The organism is Comamonas testosteroni (genome assembly GCF_030505195.1).
GTDB lineage: Bacteria > Pseudomonadota > Gammaproteobacteria > Burkholderiales > Burkholderiaceae_C > Comamonas > Comamonas testosteroni_G.
Window position 1 is genome coordinate 2,840,834 of record NZ_CP129672.1, and the last position, 18,530, is coordinate 2,859,363.

Genomic DNA, 18,530 nt, shown 5'->3' on the forward strand with positions numbered 1-18,530 from the left:
AGGATTTGCGCAGCTGCGCCCTCGAGTCGCGTTAAGCTCGCCGCTGGCGTGGCAGGCAATACAGGAGGGCGTGAGTGGCAGCGCATTGGCAACCGGGCTTGATCGCCCTGCATGGAAATCGCACCGAAGCGTTGGCCGACACGGTGCTGGCCTGGTTGGCCGCTCACCCTCTGGCCGCGCTGGAGCCCGAGATCGTGCTGGTGCAAAGCAACGGCATGGCCGAGTGGTTCAAGATGCGCATGGCCGAGCAGCAGGGCGTGTGCGCCGCTGCACAGGTTGAATTGCCGGCGCGCTTTGTCTGGCGCAGCTACCGGCAGATTCTGGGAAGGCACGAGGTGCCGCGTGAATCGCCGCTGGACAAGACGCCCATGATCTGGCGCCTGATGCGTCTGCTGCCGCAATGCCTGGGCGAGCCTGCGTTTGCGCCCATTGCCAACTTTCTGCGCCCCGGCGAGCCGCAGCGCCTGCTGCAGCTGGCCGAAAAGCTGGCCGACCTGTTCGACCAGTATCAGATCTACCGCGCCGACTGGCTGGCCGCCTGGCAGAAGGGCGAGGATGTGCTGCGTACAGAGGGCCGCCCCGATGCGCCCGTTCCCGAAGGGCAGCTCTGGCAGCCCCAGCTGTGGCGCAAGGTGCTGGCCGAACTCGATGAACAGGAGCGTGCCGCCACCCGTCCGGCCCTGCTGGCCCGGATTCTGGATGCGCTGCAAAGCGGCCAGCCGCCGGTCACCCCGCTGGCGCGCCGCGTGGTGGTGTTCGGCATGAGCCAGATGCCTCTGTCGCTGATGCAGTTTCTCAGCGGCATTGCCCGGCACAGCCAGGTGCTGATTGCCGTTCCCAACCCCTGCCGCTTTCACTGGGCCGATGCGATTGACGGGCGCGAGCTGCTGCGACAGCAGCGCCGCCGCCATGCCGACAAGGGCGGCAAGGACCTGGCGCAGATTCCGCTGGCGGCCATGCACGCCCATGCCCATCCGCTGCTGGCGGCATGGGGGCGGCAGAGCCGCGACTATGTGCGCCAGCTCGATGCCTTCGACACCACGGGCGACACCGCGGTGCAATGGGGCTGGCCGCGTGTGGATGTGTATGACGAGGCCGATGCGGTCGAGCTGATCGACGCACCGCTGCTGGCCCAGGTGCAGCAGCGCATTCGCGATCTGGTGCCCATGTCGGAGCACCCTGCGGTCGAGATCGCGGCGGCCGACCAGTCCATCGTCTTTCACAAGGCCCATGGCCTGGTGCGCGAGCTTGAAGTGCTGCACGACCAGCTGCTGCAATGGCTGGCCGAGCCTGTCGCTGCGGGCCGTCCAGCGCCGGCGCCGCGCGAGGTGGTGGTCATGCTGCCGTCGATCGAAGAGGCGGCACCCGCCATCCGCGCGGTGTTCGGCCAGTACGGCCGCCACGATGCGCGCCATATTCCGTTTGACATTGCCGACGTGGGCGCGCGCGCCAGCAGCCCGCTGGTGACCGCGCTGCAATGGCTGCTCAAGCTGCCGCAGCAGCGCTGCCGCCTGAGCGAGTTGTGCGATCTGCTCGATGTGCCCGCCGTGGCGGCGCGCGTGGGTCTGGCGGCCGACGATCTGCCCCAGCTCACGCACTGGATGGCCGGCGCGGGCATTCGCTGGGGGCTCAACCATGCACAGCGCGCCCAACTGGGCCTGGCGGCCTGCGGCGACCCCAACAGCGCCTGGTTCGGCCTGCGCCGCATGCTGCTGGGCTATGCCAGCGGGCCGGCCCCGGAGGCCGCTTTCGACGAGGCACAGGCTTTTGCCGGCATGGAGCCCTATGACGAAGTGGGCGGCCTGACGGCCGAGCTGGCCGGATCGCTGGCCAGCTTGCTGGGGCGCATGCTGCAATGGTGGCAAACCGCCGGCGAGGCGGCTGCCCCCCAGGTCTGGGCGCAGCGCTTTCGTGCACTGCTCGATGATTTCTTTGTCGCGCAGGGCGATGAGGACCAGGCCTTGTGCGCCGCACTCGACACGGCCCTGGTCGGCTGGCAGGCCGCCTGCGAGCAAGCGGGTTTTGAGGCCCTCATTCCGCTGGAAGTGGCCCAGGAGGCCTGGTTGCAGGCTCTGTCCGAGCCCGCGCTCAACCAGCGCTTTCGCGCCGGTGGCGTGACTTTTTGCACGCTGATGCCGATGCGCGCGATTCCCTTCGACGTGGTGTGTCTGCTGGGCATGAACGATGGCGACTACCCGCGCCGCGCCACGCGCGTGGACTTCGATCTGATGGCCTTGCCCGGCCAGCATCGTCCCGGCGACCGCGCGCGCCGCGACGATGACCGTCAACTGATGCTGGATGCCTTGCTGTCGGCACGCAGCAAGCTCTATATCAGCTGGGCCGGTCGCAATGTGCGCGACAACAGCGAGCAGCCGCCCTCGGTGCTGGTCTCGCAGCTGCGCGACTATCTGCGCCAGGGCTGGCAGGGCGAAGGCAGCGCAGGTCTTTGCGCCAGCGAGCGCGGAGATCTGCTGCTGGCCCAGCGTACCCGCCAGCATCCCTTGCAGCCCTTCAGCCGCCGCTATTTCGAGCAGGCTTCGGTGCTGTCGACCTTCGCGCGCGAATGGTATGGCGCGCATGAACAGCGGGCAGCGCAGGCGCTGCCGGTCGTGGCCGCGTTCGAGCCCGATCCCGAAGTGCCGCTGACGCTGGCGCGCCTGACGGAATTTCTGCGCCATCCCGCACGCAGCTTTTTGCGCAACCGCCTGCAGGTGCGCTTTGAACAGGACGAGGAGCTGCTGGAGGACGACGAGCTTTTCAGCGTCGATGGCCTGACCGCCTATGGCCTGATTCAGCAGCTGCAGCAAGGCGTGCGCACGCAGCTGGCGCATGATGCGGCGCTGGACGTGGGTCTGCAGGTGCAGCGCCAGGTGCAGCGCCTGGGGCGTGCCGGCGTGCTGCCGCTGGCAGGTCTTGGCAGGCGCGAGGCCGAGGCCTTGCAGGCCCAGGCCACGCCGTCGCTGCTGGCCTGGCAGCAGCAGATGCGGCTGTGGCCCCATGCGGCGCCGCGCGAGCGTTTGCTGCTGCACTCCGGCGCGGTCACGCTGGACGACTGGATGGATGGCTTGCAGGAGCGCCAAGAGCAGTCTTCGGATGCAGGCTTGGGCCGTTGCTGGTTCGCACTGGAGCCGCGCACGCTGTTGAACAAGAAAGGCGAGCTTCAGGCCCATAAGCTACTGCCCATTTATGTGCGCTGTCTGGCGCTTTCAAGCACGGGCAGCGACACGCTGATGGGCGTGATCGCACGCGACACCCTGGTCTGGGTGCAGCCGCTGGAGCCGGAAGTGGCCACGGCGCGCTTGCAGGCCTTGATGCAGCTGTGGCTGGCGGGCCAGAACGAGCCCCTGCCGCTGCCTCTCAAAGCCGCCATCGCCGCCGGCCTGGACGATCTGAGCGCCGCCGCACAGGCCTACGAGGGCGGCTACATGATGGGCGGCGAATGCGAGGACCCCAGCTGGGCGCGCTGCTACCCCGACTGGGAGGCGCTGACGGCCGATCTGCGCTTTCACGCTCTGGCCAAGCAGGTCTATGGCCCGCTGCATGACTGGCTGGCCGCGCAGGTGCAGACCGAGGATCTGCCCTTGATGCAGTGCGCAGACCAGGACGAACAACCAGGAGAGCCGGCATGAGCACGCCCGCCAACCCCATGAAGCCCGGCAGCCAGGCGCTGCAGCCCCTGCATTTCCCGCTCTGGGGCTCGCGCCTGATCGAAGCCAGCGCGGGCACAGGCAAGACCTGGACGATTGCCGCACTCTATCTGCGGCTGGTACTGGGCCATGGCGCCGAGAACGGTTTTGCCAGGCCCTTGATGCCGCCCGACATCCTGGTCATGACCTTCACGCGGGCCGCCACGCGCGAGCTGTCGGACCGCATTCGTGCACGCCTGATCGAGGCCGTGCAGTGCTTTCGCGGCGAGGCCGAGCCGGCAGCGCACGACCGCTTCTTGCGCGACCTGCGCGATGCCTATGCCGAAGGCGTGCAGCGCGACGCCGCTGCCTGGCGGCTGGACATGGCTGCGCAGTGCATGGACGATGCCGCCATCCACACCATAGACGCCTGGTGCCAGCGCATGCTGCGCGAGCATGCGTTCGACAGCGGCAATCTGTTTGATGAAACGCTGGAGGCCGATGAAAGCCAGCGTCAGACCGAGGCCGCCCAGGATTACTGGCGTCAGCAGTGCTACCCGCTGTCGGGCGAGGTGCTGGAGGCGGCGCTGCAGGTCTGGCCCGATGTGCAGGCCCTGGTCAAGGATATGCAGTCGCTGCTGCGGGAAAGCGTGCCCGCTGCGGCAGGCGCCGGGACCTTGGGTGAATGCATTGCGCGGACACAGGCCGAGCGTGCGCAGCAGTTGCAAGCGCTGTCTGCAGATTGGCAGGCCAAAGCCGAGCGCATGCAGCGCTGGATCGACGCTGAACTCGATGGCCGCGCAGCACTCTGGGACAAACGCAAGCTGCAGTCACGCTACTACCTGGGCTGGTTTGCCCATCTGACGGCCTGGGCGCAGGACCCGCACAACCGGCAACTGGAGCTCAGTGACTCCGCGCGCAAGCGACTCAGTCCCGAGGGCATGGCCGAGGCCTTCAAGGGATCGACCATGGACTTGCTGCTGCCTGTCGAGTTTGCCGAGCTGGAGCAGCTGCTTCAGGCCCTTGCGCAGCTGCCGTCCCTCCATGTGGCGCTGCGCCTGCATGCGGCCGTCCATGTGAGCCAGCGCCTGTTGTGGCTCAAGCGCCAGGCCGGCACCTTTGGCTTTGCCGACATGCTGCAGCGCCTGGATGCGGCCCTGGCCGGCGACAACGGCCCCGCGCTCCAGGCCGGCATTGCGGCCCAGTACCCGGTGGCGCTGATTGACGAGTTCCAGGACACCTCGCCGCTGCAATACCGGCTGTTTGACCAGATCTACCGTACGGCAGACAACGGCGCGGACAGCGCGCTGCTGCTGATCGGCGACCCCAAGCAGTCCATCTACGGCTTTCGTGGTGCGGACATCTACAGCTATCTGCAGGCCAGGCGGGCGACCGAGGGCCGCCACTATGTGCTGGACACCAACTTCCGCTCCACCGAGGCGCTGGTCGATGCGGTCAACCAATGGTTTGTGCAGGCTGAAGAGCGCGAAGGCGAGGGCGCGTTCATGTTCCGCGCCGGGCAGAGCAATCCACTGCCGTTCGAGAGCGTCAAGGCAAATGGCCGCAAGGAGCGGCTGATGCAGGGCAGCCAGCGCATGGCCGCGCTGACCATTGCCTGGGATGGCAGCAGCGATGAGCCGCTGAGCAATGACGACATCCGCCGCCGTGGGGCGGAGTTCTGCGCCAGCCAGATCGTGCAGTGGCTGATGGACGGTGCCACGGGCTTTGCCGAGACCGGCCAGCCGCTCAAGCGCCTGCGCCCGGCCGATGTCGCGGTGCTGGTGCGCACGGGCAAGGAGGCCGCTGCCGTGCGCCGCGCGCTGGCGCGGCGCAATGTGGCCTCGGTCTACCTCTCCGATCAGGACTCGGTCTTCGCCAGCGGCGAGGCCCAAGACCTGCTGCTGTGGCTGCGTGCCGTGGCTGCGCCCCTGGACGGAATTGCCGTGCGCGCCGGTCTGGCCATGCCCATGATGGGCCTGTCGTTTGACGAGCTGGCCTGGCTGGCCAGCGATGACGAGGCCTTCGATGCGCGCAGCGAGCTGCTCAAGGAGCTGCACAGCCTCTGGCAGCGCCTGGGCGTGCTGGCCATGCTGCGCCAGACGCTGTACCGCTTTGAATTGCCGGCACGCTGGCTGCAGGACATGGGCGGCGAGCGCCGTCTGACCAACTATCTGCACCTGGCCGAGCTGTTGCAAGGTGCGAGCGCCCAGCTGGAGGGCGAGCAGGCGCTGATCCGCTGGCTGGCCACCCAGATCGAGAGTCCGGGCGCGGCCGGCGATGCGCAGATCGTGCGGCTGGAATCGGACGCCGATCTGGTCAAGGTCGTCACTGTGCACAAGAGCAAGGGGCTGGAGTATCCGCTGGTCTGCCTGCCGTTTGGCGGCAGCTTCCGGCCCGTGGACGGCAAGGCGGCCTATCTTTCGCTGCCCGTGCAGATCGATGGCGCACCCGCGCGCGAGCTGGTGCTGGACTACGACGATGCGCAGCTGGCGCAGGCCGACAAGGAGCGCCTGCGCGAGGATCTGCGCCTGCTGTATGTGGCGCTGACCCGAGCGCGCCATGCGCTGTGGATGGGGCTGGCCCCGATGAAGCGCGGCAGCGGCAAAAACTGTGCGAACGAACAGGGGGCGGCGGGCTATCTGCTGGCCGGAGATGTTTCGCAGGCCGCAGCCGGCTGGCGCGCCAGTATCCAGGCCCTGAGCCAGCGTTGCACGCAGATCGCCGTGGTGGATCTGCCGGCCGAACTGCCTGTGCCCACGCGCCATGTTCCCGCGCAGGCCTTGCCCGCCCTGGCTGCTGCGCCCGTGTACGAGGCGCAGTTCGACCGCCGCTGGGGCATTGGCAGCTTTTCGTCGCTGACCCGCGCCATGGCCGCACCCGGCCTGCCGGTCCTGCCGGTGGCCGCACAAAGCCCGGCCGAGGACGAGCGTGCGCTGCAGGCCCAGGAGGCGGGTGAAGCTGCGCTGGACCTGGGCGCCATCAACGATGTCATGACCGCCCTGCCCACCTGGGGCAGACTCGCCGCCGGCGCGCGCAGCGATGCTGCGGTGTGGCACCGTTTCATGCGCGGCCCGGTGGTGGGCAATTTCCTGCACGACCAGCTGGAATGGCTGGCCGCAGAGGGCTTTGCGCTGCAGCCCGAGGATGATCCCGACAGCAGTGAGCCCCTGGCGGCCCGCCTGCTGCGCCGTTGCGAGCGCGCAGGCCGCAAGGAACAGGCAGCCGATGTGCTGCAATGGCTGCGCGCCGTGGTGCACCAGCCGCTGGCGCCGCTCGGTGTCTCGCTGGCGCAACTGGGCCAAGGCGATGCGCTCTTGCCCGAGATGGAGTTCTGGCTGCCGGCGCGGCGCCTGTCGGCACCGCGCATCGACGCGCTGTGCCGCCAGCACATCCTGCCCGGCCAGCCGCGCCCGGTGCTGCCCGAGCGCGAGCTGCACGGCATGCTGATGGGTTTTGCCGACCTGGTGTTTCACCATGGCGGCCGCTACTGGGTGCTGGACTACAAGACCAATCACCTGGGCCAGGACGGCGATGCCTACGCCCCTCAGGCGCTGGAGCAGGCCATGCTCGCGCACCGTTATGACGTGCAGGCTGCGCTGTATCTGCTGGCTCTGCACCGCCTGCTGCAAAGCCGGCTGGGCGCGGCTTACGACCCCCGCGAACAGCTGGGTGGCGCGCTCTATTTCTTCCTGCGCGGTCTTGATGGCGAGGCCGCCGGCATGCATGTGCTGAAGCCGCCGCTGGCGCTGCTGGACGGGCTTGAGGCGCTGCTTGGAAACTGCGAGAAAGAATCGAAGGAGGAGCAGTCATGAAGGGCCGCCGCAAAGCCGATCTGCAGACGCTGGACCTGTTTGCAGCCCCCACGGATGGCGACTCAATGGCACTGAGCACCACGGACTGGCTGGCCGCGCTGGAGCGACTGGCCGATGCGGGTCTGCTGCGCCGCCTGGATAGCGCCCTGGCGGCCTTTGTCGCTGCGCAGGACGCCGAAGCCGGGCCTGCGCTGCTGGTGGCCACTGCCGTGCTGGCGCAGATGGAAGGGCGTGGCCATAGCTGCCTGCCCTTGAAGGCGTTGGCTGGCGATCCCAATCAGATTCTTGCCTGGCCCAAGGAGGCCGAGCGCCTGCAGCAATCGCTATGGGAGCCATTGCCCGGCCGGCTGGCTGACTGGCTGCAGGCCCTGCGCCGCAGCCCCGTGGTGCGTGTCGTGCAGCCGGGAGCGGTAGTGGCAGACCGAGGCCAGCCGCTGGTGCTGCTGGACGGCGCTGCGCCCTTGCTGTATTTGCGCCGCTACTGGGACTACGAGCGCAGCGTGGCCGCGCATATGGCGCAGCGCACGGCGGCCGATGCAGCGGCGCTGGACGAGCCCAGGGTGCGCGACTGGCTGGGGCTGCTTTTCAGCTCGCCCGCCGCTGCCGCCAATGCGGTGGACTGGCAAAAGCTGGCTTGCGCGCTGGCGCTGCGCGGGCACATGTCCGTCATCACCGGCGGGCCGGGCACGGGCAAGACCTATACGGCAGCGCGCCTGCTGGCGCTGCTGTTTGCCACGGCGCCCGATGCCACGCAGCTGCGCGTGGCGCTGGCTGCGCCAACTGGCAAGGCGGCGGCGCGGCTCAAGCAGTCCATCGACAGCTCGCTGCTGGAGCTCAAGGAGGCCGTGGGCCGCGAGCTGGATCTGGAAGCGCTGGTCAAGCGCATGGGGGCGGCACGCACCCTGCATTCGCTGCTGGGTGCCAGGCCTGACACGCGGCGCTTTGCCCACCATGCGGGCAATCCGCTGGATGTGGATGTGCTCATCGTCGATGAGGCCTCCATGATCCACCTTGAGATGATGGCCGCCTTGCTGCAGGCCCTGCCGCCCACGGCGCGCCTGATTTTGCTGGGCGACAAGGATCAGCTCGCCTCGGTGGAGGCCGGTGCCGTGCTGGGCGATCTGTGCCGCGATGCGCAGCGGGGCAATTACGCACCGGACACCGCAGCCTATGCCGAGCGCGTGACCGGCCAGCCCCTGCCAGCGCAGTACCTGGCGTCAGCCAGGGCCTTGCCGCTGGCCCAGCACACCGTCATGCTGCGCGAGAGCCGCCGCTTTGGCGGCCCTATCGGTCAGCTGGCGCAGGCCGTGAATGCCGGCGATGCACCGGCTGCCATGGCGCTGCTGCGCACGCAGACCCAGGCCGGTCTGCATGCCGAACTCTGGGCGCGCGAAGGCGGTGATGTCGATGCCGTTGTGCGTAGCGCCGTGCAGGGCCGTGGCGGTATGGCCAGCTATGCTGCCTATGCCGAGGTGCTGGCACAACATGGTCAGGGCAAGGAGCGCGGCTTTGCTACCGAGGCCGAGCACCGGCAATGGGTGAGGGACGTGCTCGCCGCCTTCGACCGCTACCGCCTGCTGTGCGCCGTGCGCGATGGCAGTTGGGGTGTGGCGGGTCTGAACCGCGCGGTGGAGCAGGCCTTGCAGGCCATGGGCGCCATACGCAAGGAGGGCGAGTGGTATATGGGCCGTCCGGTGATGGTCACCCGCAACGATGCGCAGCTGGGCGTGTTCAATGGCGACATCGGCATGGCCTTGCCCAGCTTTGCCGACCCGGCGCGGCTGCGCGTGTACTTCATGCAGGGCGAGCAACTGCACCATGTCAGCACGGCGCGCCTGGCCCATGTGGAGACCGCGTTTGCCATGACGGTGCACAAGAGCCAGGGCTCGGAGTTCGAGCACACGGCGCTGGTGCTGGCCGCGCAGGGCGGCAATGTGCTCAGCCGCGAGCTGGTCTATACCGGCATCACGCGCGCACGCAAGGCGTTCTCGCTGTGGACCGAAGTGCCCGGCCTGCTAGTGTCGGCGATGGGCAGTCCCACGCAGCGCAGCAGCGGTTTGCTGGGATTCATGGAACGTGCTCAGTAGCTTATGGGTGAGGACCTGTCTTGATCGCTGCTGGTGCAGTCCAGGCGCAGTCCACGCGCGTGACGGCCAGCAAGGACCGCCCAGCAGCCAAGTTCGTCTTCCCCCTTCGGGGGCAAGGCGCGAAGCGGCTCAGGGGGATTAGTGCTCGTAAACCGCGTCCCAGTGGGCAAACCCCTTGACCTCGATCGGGTTGCCGCAGGGGTCGGTGAAGAACATCGTCCACTGCTCTCCGGGCTCGCCTTCGAAGCGCACTTGCGGCTCCAGGATGAAGGCCGTGCCGGCGGCCTTGAGGCGTTCGGCCAGGGCCAGCCAGTCGGGCTTGAGCAGGATCACGCCCAGGTGGGGCATGGGCACCATATGGTTGCCGACCTTGCCGGTGTTGCTCACGGCAAAGGGCTGGCCCAGATGCAGGGAGATCTGGTGGCCGAAGAAGTCGAAATCGACCCAGGTGTCGGTGCTGCGACCCTCGCGGCAGCCCAGCACGCCGCCGTAGAAGCGGCGGGCCTGGTCGAGATCGGTGACGTGGTAGGCGAGATGAAAAGCGCTTTGCATGATGGCCTCAAGCGTAGCATCAGCGGGCCCGGTCCTGCCAGGTTAGGCCAGGCTGGACCAGACCCTTAGCGCATCAGCGCGCAGCCTTGGCCTGCACGCGTGCCATCAGCTCTTCGGTATTGCTCTTGCGGTCGGCGTTGACCTTCTGCACTGTGGGGCGCTCGCTCATGCGCGCCAGATAGTCGCGCACCGGCAGCTCGGCCAGCAAGTCGCTGCCGCCCACGATCTTGCAGGCGCTGCTGACCAGGGGCAGGTGCACGATGGCGCTGCAGTCGGCCAGCGTGAAGCTGTCGCCCGCGATGAACGGGGTATCGAAGCGGGCCAGCTTGGCAAAGGCTGCAATGTTCTTTTTGAGCTGCTCCAGCGTCTTGTCGCGCGCGCCGTCGCTGATCTTGCCGCCGAAGAAGGCCTGGGGATAGAGGTTGCGCGCCACCAGCTCCAGGTGCAGATTCAGATAGACGCAGAGCTCACGTACCTTGGCGGCACCAAACGGGTCTGCGGGCAACAGCGGCACCTTGTTGGACAGTGTTTCCACATATTCGATGATGGCGTCGGACTCGCTGATGGCACCATGCTGGGTGCGCAGATACGGCACTTTGCCCAGCGGTGATTCCTCGGGGTTGGTGCTGCCCAGCCAGGCCAGCTCCTCGGCGAAGGGAATCTGCTTTTCCATCAAGGCCAGCTTGACCTTGTTGTAGTAGTTGCTGGCCGAAAATCCGCACAAAGTCAGCATGCTTGTCTCCTGATCGGTGGTTGTGAATAGGTATACGTGGCCAGTGATCGTAGAGGCAAGTGGCGCAAGCCCTGCGTCGCCAACCGGATAGCGGGCCGGCTTCTACAATCGCTCCATGCAATGGCGCTCATTCCATCCTCGGCACCGACCGGCAGCTCTGCTGGCGCGCCGGGTGCTGGGTGCGTGGTTCTGCGTGCTACTGGTCAGCGTGCTCACGCCCTGGGCGCGGGCCACGCCGCCTGCCGGCTGGGAGGCCGTGTGCACGGCCGGCGGCAGCACCCACTGGGTGCCCAGCCCCGCCAGCGACGATGCCGCCACTGCGCATGGGCTCGACTGCGCGCTGTGCCTGCCGCTGCTGGCGCCGCCGCCCGCGCAGCGGTCAGATCCGGGCATTCACCGCGCCGTTGTCGATGCCCGGCCTTGGGCCGATGTCGCTCACAGAGCCTTTGTCTCCACCCTGCCGCCGGTACGTGCGCCGCCCTTTGAAACCCTGAAAAACATGGCTGAAGGCGCTTGATGCTCAGGCGCTTCAGGTCGCTTTGAGATGGACACGACTTACGCAAAACAGGCTCAAGCAAGGGCTTTGTTTCAAGGAAATCATCCTGATGCCCCCTTGTTTGCGTAAGTCCAGACTGAATTTTTGAATGGAGATGGTTTCATGAATATGCGTCGTTTTACCGTGATGGCCCTGGGTTCGCTGGTCGGCTCGCTGCTGGTTTCCGGTGCCGCCTGGGCTCATGCCGATGCTGCCCATGTCAAGGTTGAAAATGCCTGGGCCCGCGCCAGCGTGGCGGGTCAGCAGGCTTCGGGGGCCTTTATGCGCCTGACGGCCCAGGAGCCGCTCAAGCTCGTCGGTGTGGAAACCACGGCCGCCGCTGTGGCCGAGGTGCACGAGATGAAGATGGAGGGCGATGTGATGCGCATGCGCGCCATCGAGTCGCTGGATCTGCCCCAGGGCGTAGCCGTGGATCTCAAGCCCGGCGGCTATCACCTGATGCTGCAGCAGCTCAAGGCACCGCTGGTCAAGGACAGCCAGGTGCCCGTGACCCTGGTGTTCAAGGATGCCAAGGGCGCCCTCTCGCGCCTGAGCCTGGAACTGCCGGTGCGTGCGACGGCCCCAGCGGCGGCCGGTGCCGGGCACCAGCACATGGGCCATGGTGCGCATCAGCATTGAGGCCCTGAGCCAGGGTTGCTGCCTGCTCCCTTGTTTGCAGCAAACATCGCAAGTGCAGTAAGCTAGTTCCGCATCCGGCCCTGACCGGATGCGGATTCTGGTATCCATCCCTGCAGTGGAGAGCACTATGAGCGGTGACGCATCGGCATTTGGTTTCGGCAAATTCATTCCCGGCTTTGACTTTCTGCAGGGGCTGGCGCAAAGCGCTGGCGCTGCGGCCAATCCCCTGGGCCGCGTGCCGCAATGGGTGGCTCCCACGGTGAGCGTGGAGGAGGTGGACAAGCGCATTGCCGAGCTCAAGGCCGTGCAGTTCTGGCTGGAGCAAAACAGCCGCGCCCTGGCTGCCACGATCCAGGCGCTGGAAGTGCAGCGCATGACGCTGTCCACGCTCAAGGACATGAATGTCAGCATGAGCGAGCTGGCCAAGTCCTTTCCTTTCCCCGGTGCAGCGCAGGCAGAGCCCGCTGCGACCGGCAATACCGGCTGGCCCATGGACAGCGCCTCGGCCAGGGCGGCAGCCCCAGAGCCATCAGCGGCGCCAGTGTCGGAGCCCGAGGCAGAGCCCGCCGCGAGCGAGGCGGATGCCAAGGCCCAGGCCGAGCGGCCTTCCCAGGCTGCCTTGAGCCAGGCCATGCAATGGTGGGGAGCGCTGACCCAGCAGTTCCAGCAGATTGCGGCCAAGGCCATGGCAGAGCCTGTTCCCCCCGAGACCTTGGCCGCTGCCCAGCGCGCGACCGAGATGGCCAGCGGTTTTGCCAAGTCCACCATGGAAAAGGTGATGGCCCAGGCAGGCGGCCTTGGCGCTGCTGCAGCAGCAAAAAGTGCGGCACAGAGCGCTGCGGCAGCCGAGCCCAGGCCTGCACGCAAGGCGGCGGTCAAGACCGGTCAGCCAAAAACGGCAGCCAGCAAGACGGCAGCCGCTAAAAAAACGGCTTCCAAGCAGCCTGCCGCCAAAAAGACGGCAGCCAAAACCTCTGCTACCTCGCGCAAGCCCTGAGCAAACCCTTCCCGCTAAGGTGGAAAATCGTGGTTGCAAGGCATCCACGCTCCAGCAAGAACAGGAGGGCTTATGTCACTGTTTCCCGTCGCTCATGCCGCTCATGAAGACTGGCGCACTGCGGCAGAGCAAGTCGTGCTGCAACTGCGCGAGCAACTGCTGCGCCAGTCGCTGCAGCCGCATCGCCTGGGGCTGATCTATATCGCCCAGGGCCTGGTGCCCCATTCGCAGCAACTGCTGGCGCTGCTGGCGCGCGAGCTGCCCCAGGTCACGGATTGGGTGGGCAGCTCCGGCCATGCCGTGCTGGCCATGGAGCATGAGTATTCCGAAAGTTCCTCGCTGGCGGTGATGCTGCTTGACCTGCCCGCCGCCCATTACCGCGTCTACTCCGGTGTCGCGCCGCTGGCGCAAAGCGGCGCCGAAGCCGGATTTGAAGCGCATTCGGCCCTGGTGCACTCCAGCATCGACCAGCCCGATCTGGCAGAGCTGCTGCTGGAGCTGTCCGAGCGCATCAGCTCGGGAAATCTGTTCGGGGCGCTCAGCAGCGAGCAGGGCGTGCAGTTCGCCTGCCGCGCCGAAGATCTGCCCCGCTTGCGTGCCCAGGCCAGCGTCGGCATCTTTCATGCCGGCTTTTCGGGGGTGGCCTTCGATGCCGACGTGGCCTGCATCTCCAGGCTGGCGCAGGGCTGTGCCCCCTTGGGCGGGGGACTTGCGATTACCGATGCCAGAGGCCCGGTGGTGCTGGAGCTGGAAGGCGAGCCCGCCTTGCCCCGCTTGCTGCAGATGCTGGATGTGGAAGCCAGCCCCAGCGCTGGTGGCGGCTGGCAGGCGGCGTTGTCGCAGCTGCGCAAGACCCAGGCCGCGATTGCCCCGCTGGGCCGGGGCCTGGAGCGCGGCGCGCTGACCGACGAGGCCCAGGTGCTGCATATCGTGGGGCTGGATCCGGTACGTCAGGGCGTTGCGCTGTCGTCGCCCGTGGAGGCCGAACATACGGTGATCTTCTGCCAGCGCCAGAGCAGCGCGGCACGCCATGAGCTGATGCAGATGGGCGCGGCCCTCAAAGATGCGCTGCAGCCGGACTTTGCCGATGCCGGCCCCGAAACCATCGCCGAAGCGGCCGTGCCGCAGCATATACGCGGTGCCATCTATGTGAGCAGCAAGGGGCGTGGCAGCGAGCTGTTTGGCGGCGCCGATGCCGAGCTCAAGCTGCTGCGCCATGCGCTGGGGCCGGTGCCTCTGATCGGCCTGGTGGCCGAGACTCAGCTGATGGATGCGCATGTGCATCAGCTGGCCGGCGTGCTGACGGTGTTTACCGGCAAATAGCTTTAAATTTGATAGCTGCTAGCGCTTTATTTAAAAGGATTTCAGAATCAATTGATGCTGAAATCCTTAGCTGGAAAGCGCAAGCAGCTATCAAAAATATGGGCAGCCCCGAAACCGGCGCAGCCCCACAAAGACATGGCAAGCAAGCGCCGCCGCGCAGCGAAGCGGTCGTCCCCCTCCCGTAGCGCGCAGCGCGCAGAGAAAAGAGGAGGCGGCGGGGCCGCCCCGGCAAAGCCGCTCAGGGGGTTGAATACAGCTCCACGCCCAGATTCAGCATCAGGCGGTTCGCCCAGCCAAATAGTGCGGCCGAGTGCAGCATGTCCAGAATTTCCAGATCGGACAGACCGGCGTCGCGCAGCGGCTGCAGATTCTGCTTGCCAAAGCTGCCCGGCGTACGTGTCAGTGCCAGGGAGGCCTGGATGATGGCGCGCTCGCGGGCATTGGTGCCGGCGGTGTCGGGCTCGTCAAACAGCTGGGCCATCACATCGTTGCGCTTGGCCAGCTGCTCGAAGCGCTGTGCGTGCACCGATGCGCAGTACACGCAGCCGTTGGAGCGAGAAACGGCAGTTGCCGCCACTTCGCGCTCGGCGCGGGACAGGCCACCGGGCGCATACATGATGGCGTTGAAGGCCTGGGAGCGCTCCAGCAGCACCTGGGGCTGGCGGGCCAGCAGCAGGTAGAAGTCCATGCTCTTGGCCTTGGGGTGGCTGACCTCCAGCACCTGCTGCTGCTCGGGCGTGGCGGTGTCGGGGTCCAGCACCTGCAGCCAGGCCTTCCAGTCCAGCGTCTCGCTGGTAAAGCCGTTGCGGCGCAGCGGCTCGCCGGGCGGCGGCAGGTTGGCAGGGTGTACAAAGGGCGCAGCATCGGCAGGCTGGGCGGCAGGCGCCTCGGTCACGCCGCCCAGCTCGCCCATGGCCTTCACACCCGCCAGCAGGCGGGCTTGGTAGGCCACAAAGCCGATCAGCTGGGCCAGCAGCACGGTGTCGTTGAGCGACAGACCGGCGGCAGGAATGGCCAGCAGCGCAGCCTGATCGCTCTGGGCTGGGTTCAGGGCCAGGGTGCGCACAAAGTGCAGCATGGCATCGAGGCGTGCATTGCCGGTCTGCGCTCCGGGCTGATCGAGGAGGGAGCGCAGCTCGGGCGTGATGGCATCACCCAGGGCCTGGGCGCGTGCACGGTATTCGGCTTCCAGCACGTTCACGCCGCTGACGCGGGCCTGCTCGGCGGCCAGCACCAGGCGCTCGGCCTGGGTCAGATCGCTGTCCAGCTGATTGCCCAGCAGCAGGTCTTCGCAGGCCTGGGTGGCCAGAGCGACTTTCTCGCGCTCGTGGCGGGTGGTGAATGTGGGGCTGCCCTGTTCGAGGCCGGCCAGTCGGTCGATGGTGTCTGTCATGCGAAGTCTCTTGATTTAGGGTTGCAGCTGCCGGATGCGCACAGCGCTGTCGGCGGCGGTCCATTCCGTGCCGTCCAGTTCGGGCTCGGCATAGGCCTTGAGCTTGGCAAAGTGCTGCTCGATATCGTTCAGGTAGAACAGCGAGGCCAGACCTTGCGCGAGTTTGCGCGCTCCGTCGCTGATGGCGGGAATATCGCCCGACACCGTGCCGTGCGAGAGTGCAGCGGGATAGCAGAAGCAGTGAATCCGGTCGAGACCGGGAAGGTCGCCCTGAAACTCGAACAGCGGCCCCAGATCGGGCGATGCCGACAGCTCGGCATCTTCATCGCCGGCCTCGGGCGTGAAGCGGCTGTTCCACAGCTTCACATGCGGCGCAATGTCGGCAAACTCGGGACGCAGGCTCCAGTCGATGGCAAAGCCTGTGGAGACGATGAGAAAGTCCAGCACGAACACGCCGGCCGAGGTCTGCACCTGCAGCTTGTCGCCCGCTTTCTCCACCGCCTGCACGGCGCAGCCCAGGTTGAAGAAGGCGTTGTCATGGCGCGAGACGCGCAGCGTGCTGCCATGCGGCGGCGGCACCTGCTGGGCGTTGATGTAGTGGCGGATGCGCCATTTCCAGGCATCGGGCAGCAGGTACTGGCCATGCGTCAGGCCGGGCACGCCCGAGCCCTTGGACTTGTTGACCAGTGGCAGCTGCTGGCGGCGGATCAGCATGTCCACGCTGGCTGCGCCGTGTTCGAGAGCCGTCGCGGCGCTGTCCATGGCCGACGCTCCGGCGCCCACCACGCCCACATGCTTGCCCGCCAGCGTGGCGTAGTCCATGGCGTCGGAGGAATGGGCCCAGAACTTCCTGTCCACGCCCCGCATGAAGGCGGGAACCGTGGCACCGCCCAGACCGTCGCGGCCCGTGGCCAGCACCAGGCGGCGGGTTTGCCAGGTGGCGGTCACGCCATTGGCCTTGACATCGACTTCCACCACGCCATCGGCCTGCGGGCGCACGGCAATGACTTCATGGCCGTTGCGCACATCGGCGTTGGTCACGCGGCGGTACCAGCGCAGATAGTCCATCCACTGCAGGCGCGGGATCTTGTCCAGCGCCGTCCAGGCATCCAGACCGAACTGGGCGATGAACCAGGCGCGAAAGGACAGGGCTGCCACACCCATGGCGGGGCCGGTCAGCTCCTTGGGCGAGCGCAGGGTTTCCATGCGCGCCGTGGTGGCCCATGGGCCTTCGAAGTCCGGCGCGGACCTGTCCAGCAGCACAGGCTTGATGCCGACCTGCTGCAGCGCCATGCTCAGCGCGAGGCCGGCCTGGCCGGCGCCGATGACGAGCACGTCATGCACCGGCAGTCCCTTGCGCGTGGAGGCAGGAATCCAGGCCTTGGCAGGCCAGCCCAGAGTGACGAAGTCGTCACGCAGGCGCTCTTCCAGCGCTGCCAGCCCCGTGGCGGCGGCTGTCGTAGAAGGTGAAATTGACATAGCTAAAACCCAAAAGCGTCTGAGGCTTGAGCCGCAGACGCATCAAACAAACACCGATAACTTAACACTGCTTGAACTCGAAGCAGGACCAAGAGAGAGAGACACCGAGGACGGGCCGCCCTGCACCGAGGGTGTCGTTCCTCTGCCTTGGCGCGCAGCGCGTAGACAGAGGGGGGAGCGGCAGGGCCGCTCAGGGGGTGTTAGTCAATACTTATCTTGGCATCCTTGACCACCTTGGCCCACTTGATGCGGTCTTCATGCACGGTTTTCTTGAACTGCTCGGGGGTCTCTTCGCGGATGGTGTTGCCCTGGGAGACAAAGCGCTCGCGCACCTCGGGCTGCTTGAGCACGTCGTTGACGGCCAGATTGAGCTTCTTGATGATGACCGGGTCCGTGCCCTTGGGCGCGAAGATGCCGAACCAGATGGAGCTGTTGAAGCCCTTGGTGCCGGGCAGGCCGCTGGCAGCAATGGTGGGCACTTCCTTGACGGCTTCCACGGGCTTGGACGTGGTCACGCCCAGCAGGCGCACCTTGCCGGCCTTGTAGTGGCTCAGCACGGTCTGCACCTGGTTCATGATGCAGCAGGTCTCGCCGCGCAGCACCGAGGTGATGGCTTCGGGGCCGCCCTTGTAGGGCACGTGCACCATGTCCAGGCCCAGGCGCGAGTTGAACTCGGCAAACGCCATGTGGGTGCCGGCGCCGTTGCCGGTGGAGGCGTAGTTGTACTTGCCGGGGTGGGCCTTGACCTCGTCCACGAACTCCTTGAGGTTCTTGACGTTGATCACATTGGGATTGATGGTCAGCACATTGGCCACGTCCACCAGCGGAGCGACGGGCACGAAGTCGGCCTCCACGTCGAACGGCAGTTTCTTGTACAGCGCGGCATTGCTGCCATGGGTGGCGGCGGTGCCGAAGTAGATGGTGTAGCCATCGGGCTTGGCACGGGCCACGAACTCGCTGCCGATATTGCCGGCGGCGCCGCTCTTGTAGTCGATGATGACGGGCTGGCCCAGAATCTTGCCCAGGGGCTCTTGCGCCACGCGGCCGATCACATCCACACCCGATCCGGCGTTAAAGCCCATGATCATGGTGATGGGCTGGTGCGGATAGCTGGCGGCGCCGGGGTCGGCCGCCTGGCTGGCCAGGGGAAACAGGGCGGTGGCCGCTGCTGTGGCAACAAGACCGGAGATGAAACGGGGCAGCAAACGCATGATGGGACTTGTCCAGAGGAACCTTGAATGCTGTGAATTGTGTCCGTAATTTAATGCTTTGCTTCTATATGCTTATGCAGCATTAAGCTCGTGGGGTTAATGCAAAAAAGCCCAGTTCTCTTGCGAGACATGGGCTGAAATCC

12 protein-coding genes are annotated in these 18,530 nt (G+C 66.6%); 7 read left to right on the forward strand and 5 right to left on the reverse strand.

What is annotated here, in order from left to right; translation table 11 throughout:
• Positions 1 to 74: 74 nt before the first annotated feature.
• The 3 genes from recC to recD are packed head-to-tail and all read left to right on the forward strand — an operon-like array spanning position 75 to position 9,525.
• Entirely contained in the window at positions 75 to 3,629 is a 3,555-nt protein-coding gene (gene recC, locus QYQ99_RS13040) for an exodeoxyribonuclease V subunit gamma (RefSeq protein WP_302092994.1), read from the forward strand.
• Positions 3,626 to 7,438 carry an exodeoxyribonuclease V subunit beta gene (recB, locus tag QYQ99_RS13045; protein ID WP_302092995.1) on the forward strand — a complete coding sequence of 1,271 codons (3,813 nt, stop codon included), beginning with the start codon at positions 3,626 to 3,628 and terminating at the stop codon, positions 7,436 to 7,438. The genes recC and recB overlap by 4 nt, the downstream gene beginning before the upstream one ends.
• Positions 7,435 to 9,525 (forward strand): exodeoxyribonuclease V subunit alpha, encoded by a 2,091-nt coding sequence (recD, locus tag QYQ99_RS13050; protein WP_302092996.1) that lies wholly within the window; start codon positions 7,435 to 7,437, stop codon positions 9,523 to 9,525. The genes recB and recD overlap by 4 nt, the downstream gene beginning before the upstream one ends.
• Positions 9,526 to 9,663: 138 nt before the next feature.
• Here recD and QYQ99_RS13055 read toward each other — a convergent pair whose 3' ends face one another.
• On the reverse strand, positions 9,664 to 10,077 hold the full coding sequence (locus QYQ99_RS13055) for a VOC family protein (RefSeq protein ID WP_302092997.1): 414 nt from the start codon (positions 10,075 to 10,077) through the stop codon (positions 9,664 to 9,666).
• Between the two features lie 73 nt (positions 10,078 to 10,150).
• Positions 10,151 to 10,810 (reverse strand): glutathione S-transferase, encoded by a 660-nt coding sequence (locus QYQ99_RS13060; RefSeq protein ID WP_302092998.1) that lies wholly within the window; start codon positions 10,808 to 10,810, stop codon positions 10,151 to 10,153.
• A gap of 115 nt (positions 10,811 to 10,925) precedes the next feature.
• Here QYQ99_RS13060 and QYQ99_RS13065 point away from each other — a divergent pair, with 115 nt between their 5' ends.
• From QYQ99_RS13065 to QYQ99_RS13080, 4 genes are all read left to right on the forward strand, one after another.
• Positions 10,926 to 11,327: a hypothetical protein gene (locus tag QYQ99_RS13065; protein ID WP_302092999.1), complete on the forward strand. Its 402-nt coding sequence runs from the start codon at positions 10,926 to 10,928 to the stop codon at positions 11,325 to 11,327.
• A gap of 141 nt (positions 11,328 to 11,468) precedes the next feature.
• On the forward strand, positions 11,469 to 11,984 hold the full coding sequence (locus QYQ99_RS13070; RefSeq protein WP_302093000.1) for a copper chaperone PCu(A)C: 516 nt from the start codon (positions 11,469 to 11,471) through the stop codon (positions 11,982 to 11,984).
• A 127-nt stretch (positions 11,985 to 12,111) separates the two neighbouring features.
• The gene (locus tag QYQ99_RS13075) at positions 12,112 to 12,981 is read left to right on the forward strand and encodes a PhaM family polyhydroxyalkanoate granule multifunctional regulatory protein (protein ID WP_302093001.1); all 870 of its coding nucleotides are present in this window, start codon (positions 12,112 to 12,114) and stop codon (positions 12,979 to 12,981) included.
• 72 nt (positions 12,982 to 13,053) lie between these two features.
• Positions 13,054 to 14,304 carry an FIST signal transduction protein gene (locus QYQ99_RS13080; RefSeq protein ID WP_302093002.1) on the forward strand — a complete coding sequence of 417 codons (1,251 nt, stop codon included), beginning with the start codon at positions 13,054 to 13,056 and terminating at the stop codon, positions 14,302 to 14,304.
• A 238-nt stretch (positions 14,305 to 14,542) separates the two neighbouring features.
• On the opposite strand, the gene QYQ99_RS13085 is transcribed toward QYQ99_RS13080, so the two are convergent.
• The 3 genes from QYQ99_RS13085 to QYQ99_RS13095 all read right to left on the reverse strand — a co-directional run bounded on the left by QYQ99_RS13085 (position 14,543) and on the right by QYQ99_RS13095 (position 18,387).
• On the reverse strand, positions 14,543 to 15,697 hold the full coding sequence (locus QYQ99_RS13085) for a CMD domain-containing protein (protein ID WP_302093003.1): 1,155 nt from the start codon (positions 15,695 to 15,697) through the stop codon (positions 14,543 to 14,545).
• 15 nt (positions 15,698 to 15,712) lie between these two features.
• Positions 15,713 to 17,176 carry an NAD(P)-binding domain-containing protein gene (locus QYQ99_RS13090; protein WP_302093004.1) on the reverse strand — a complete coding sequence of 488 codons (1,464 nt, stop codon included), beginning with the start codon at positions 17,174 to 17,176 and terminating at the stop codon, positions 15,713 to 15,715.
• A 200-nt stretch (positions 17,177 to 17,376) separates the two neighbouring features.
• Positions 17,377 to 18,387 carry a Bug family tripartite tricarboxylate transporter substrate binding protein gene (locus QYQ99_RS13095; protein ID WP_302093005.1) on the reverse strand — a complete coding sequence of 337 codons (1,011 nt, stop codon included), beginning with the start codon at positions 18,385 to 18,387 and terminating at the stop codon, positions 17,377 to 17,379.
• Between the last annotated feature and the right edge of the window lie 143 nt (positions 18,388 to 18,530).

Bases quoted from the DNA above. Each gene is read 5' to 3' on its own strand.
- recB (WP_302092995.1), top strand. From the start codon at position 3,626: ATGAGCACGCCCGCCAACCCCATGAAGCCCGGCAGCCAGGCGCTGCAG.
- recD (WP_302092996.1), top strand. From the start codon at position 7,435: ATGAAGGGCCGCCGCAAAGCCGATCTGCAGACGCTGGACCTGTTTGCA.
- QYQ99_RS13055 (WP_302092997.1), bottom strand. From the start codon at position 10,077: ATGCAAAGCGCTTTTCATCTCGCCTACCACGTCACCGATCTCGACCAG.
- QYQ99_RS13060 (WP_302092998.1), bottom strand. From the start codon at position 10,810: ATGCTGACTTTGTGCGGATTTTCGGCCAGCAACTACTACAACAAGGTC.
- QYQ99_RS13065 (WP_302092999.1), top strand. From the start codon at position 10,926: ATGCAATGGCGCTCATTCCATCCTCGGCACCGACCGGCAGCTCTGCTG.
- QYQ99_RS13070 (WP_302093000.1), top strand. From the start codon at position 11,469: ATGAATATGCGTCGTTTTACCGTGATGGCCCTGGGTTCGCTGGTCGGC.
- QYQ99_RS13075 (WP_302093001.1), top strand. From the start codon at position 12,112: ATGAGCGGTGACGCATCGGCATTTGGTTTCGGCAAATTCATTCCCGGC.
- QYQ99_RS13080 (WP_302093002.1), top strand. From the start codon at position 13,054: ATGTCACTGTTTCCCGTCGCTCATGCCGCTCATGAAGACTGGCGCACT.
- QYQ99_RS13085 (WP_302093003.1), bottom strand. From the start codon at position 15,697: ATGACAGACACCATCGACCGACTGGCCGGCCTCGAACAGGGCAGCCCC.
- QYQ99_RS13090 (WP_302093004.1), bottom strand. From the start codon at position 17,176: ATGTCAATTTCACCTTCTACGACAGCCGCCGCCACGGGGCTGGCAGCG.
- QYQ99_RS13095 (WP_302093005.1), bottom strand. From the start codon at position 18,387: ATGCGTTTGCTGCCCCGTTTCATCTCCGGTCTTGTTGCCACAGCAGCG.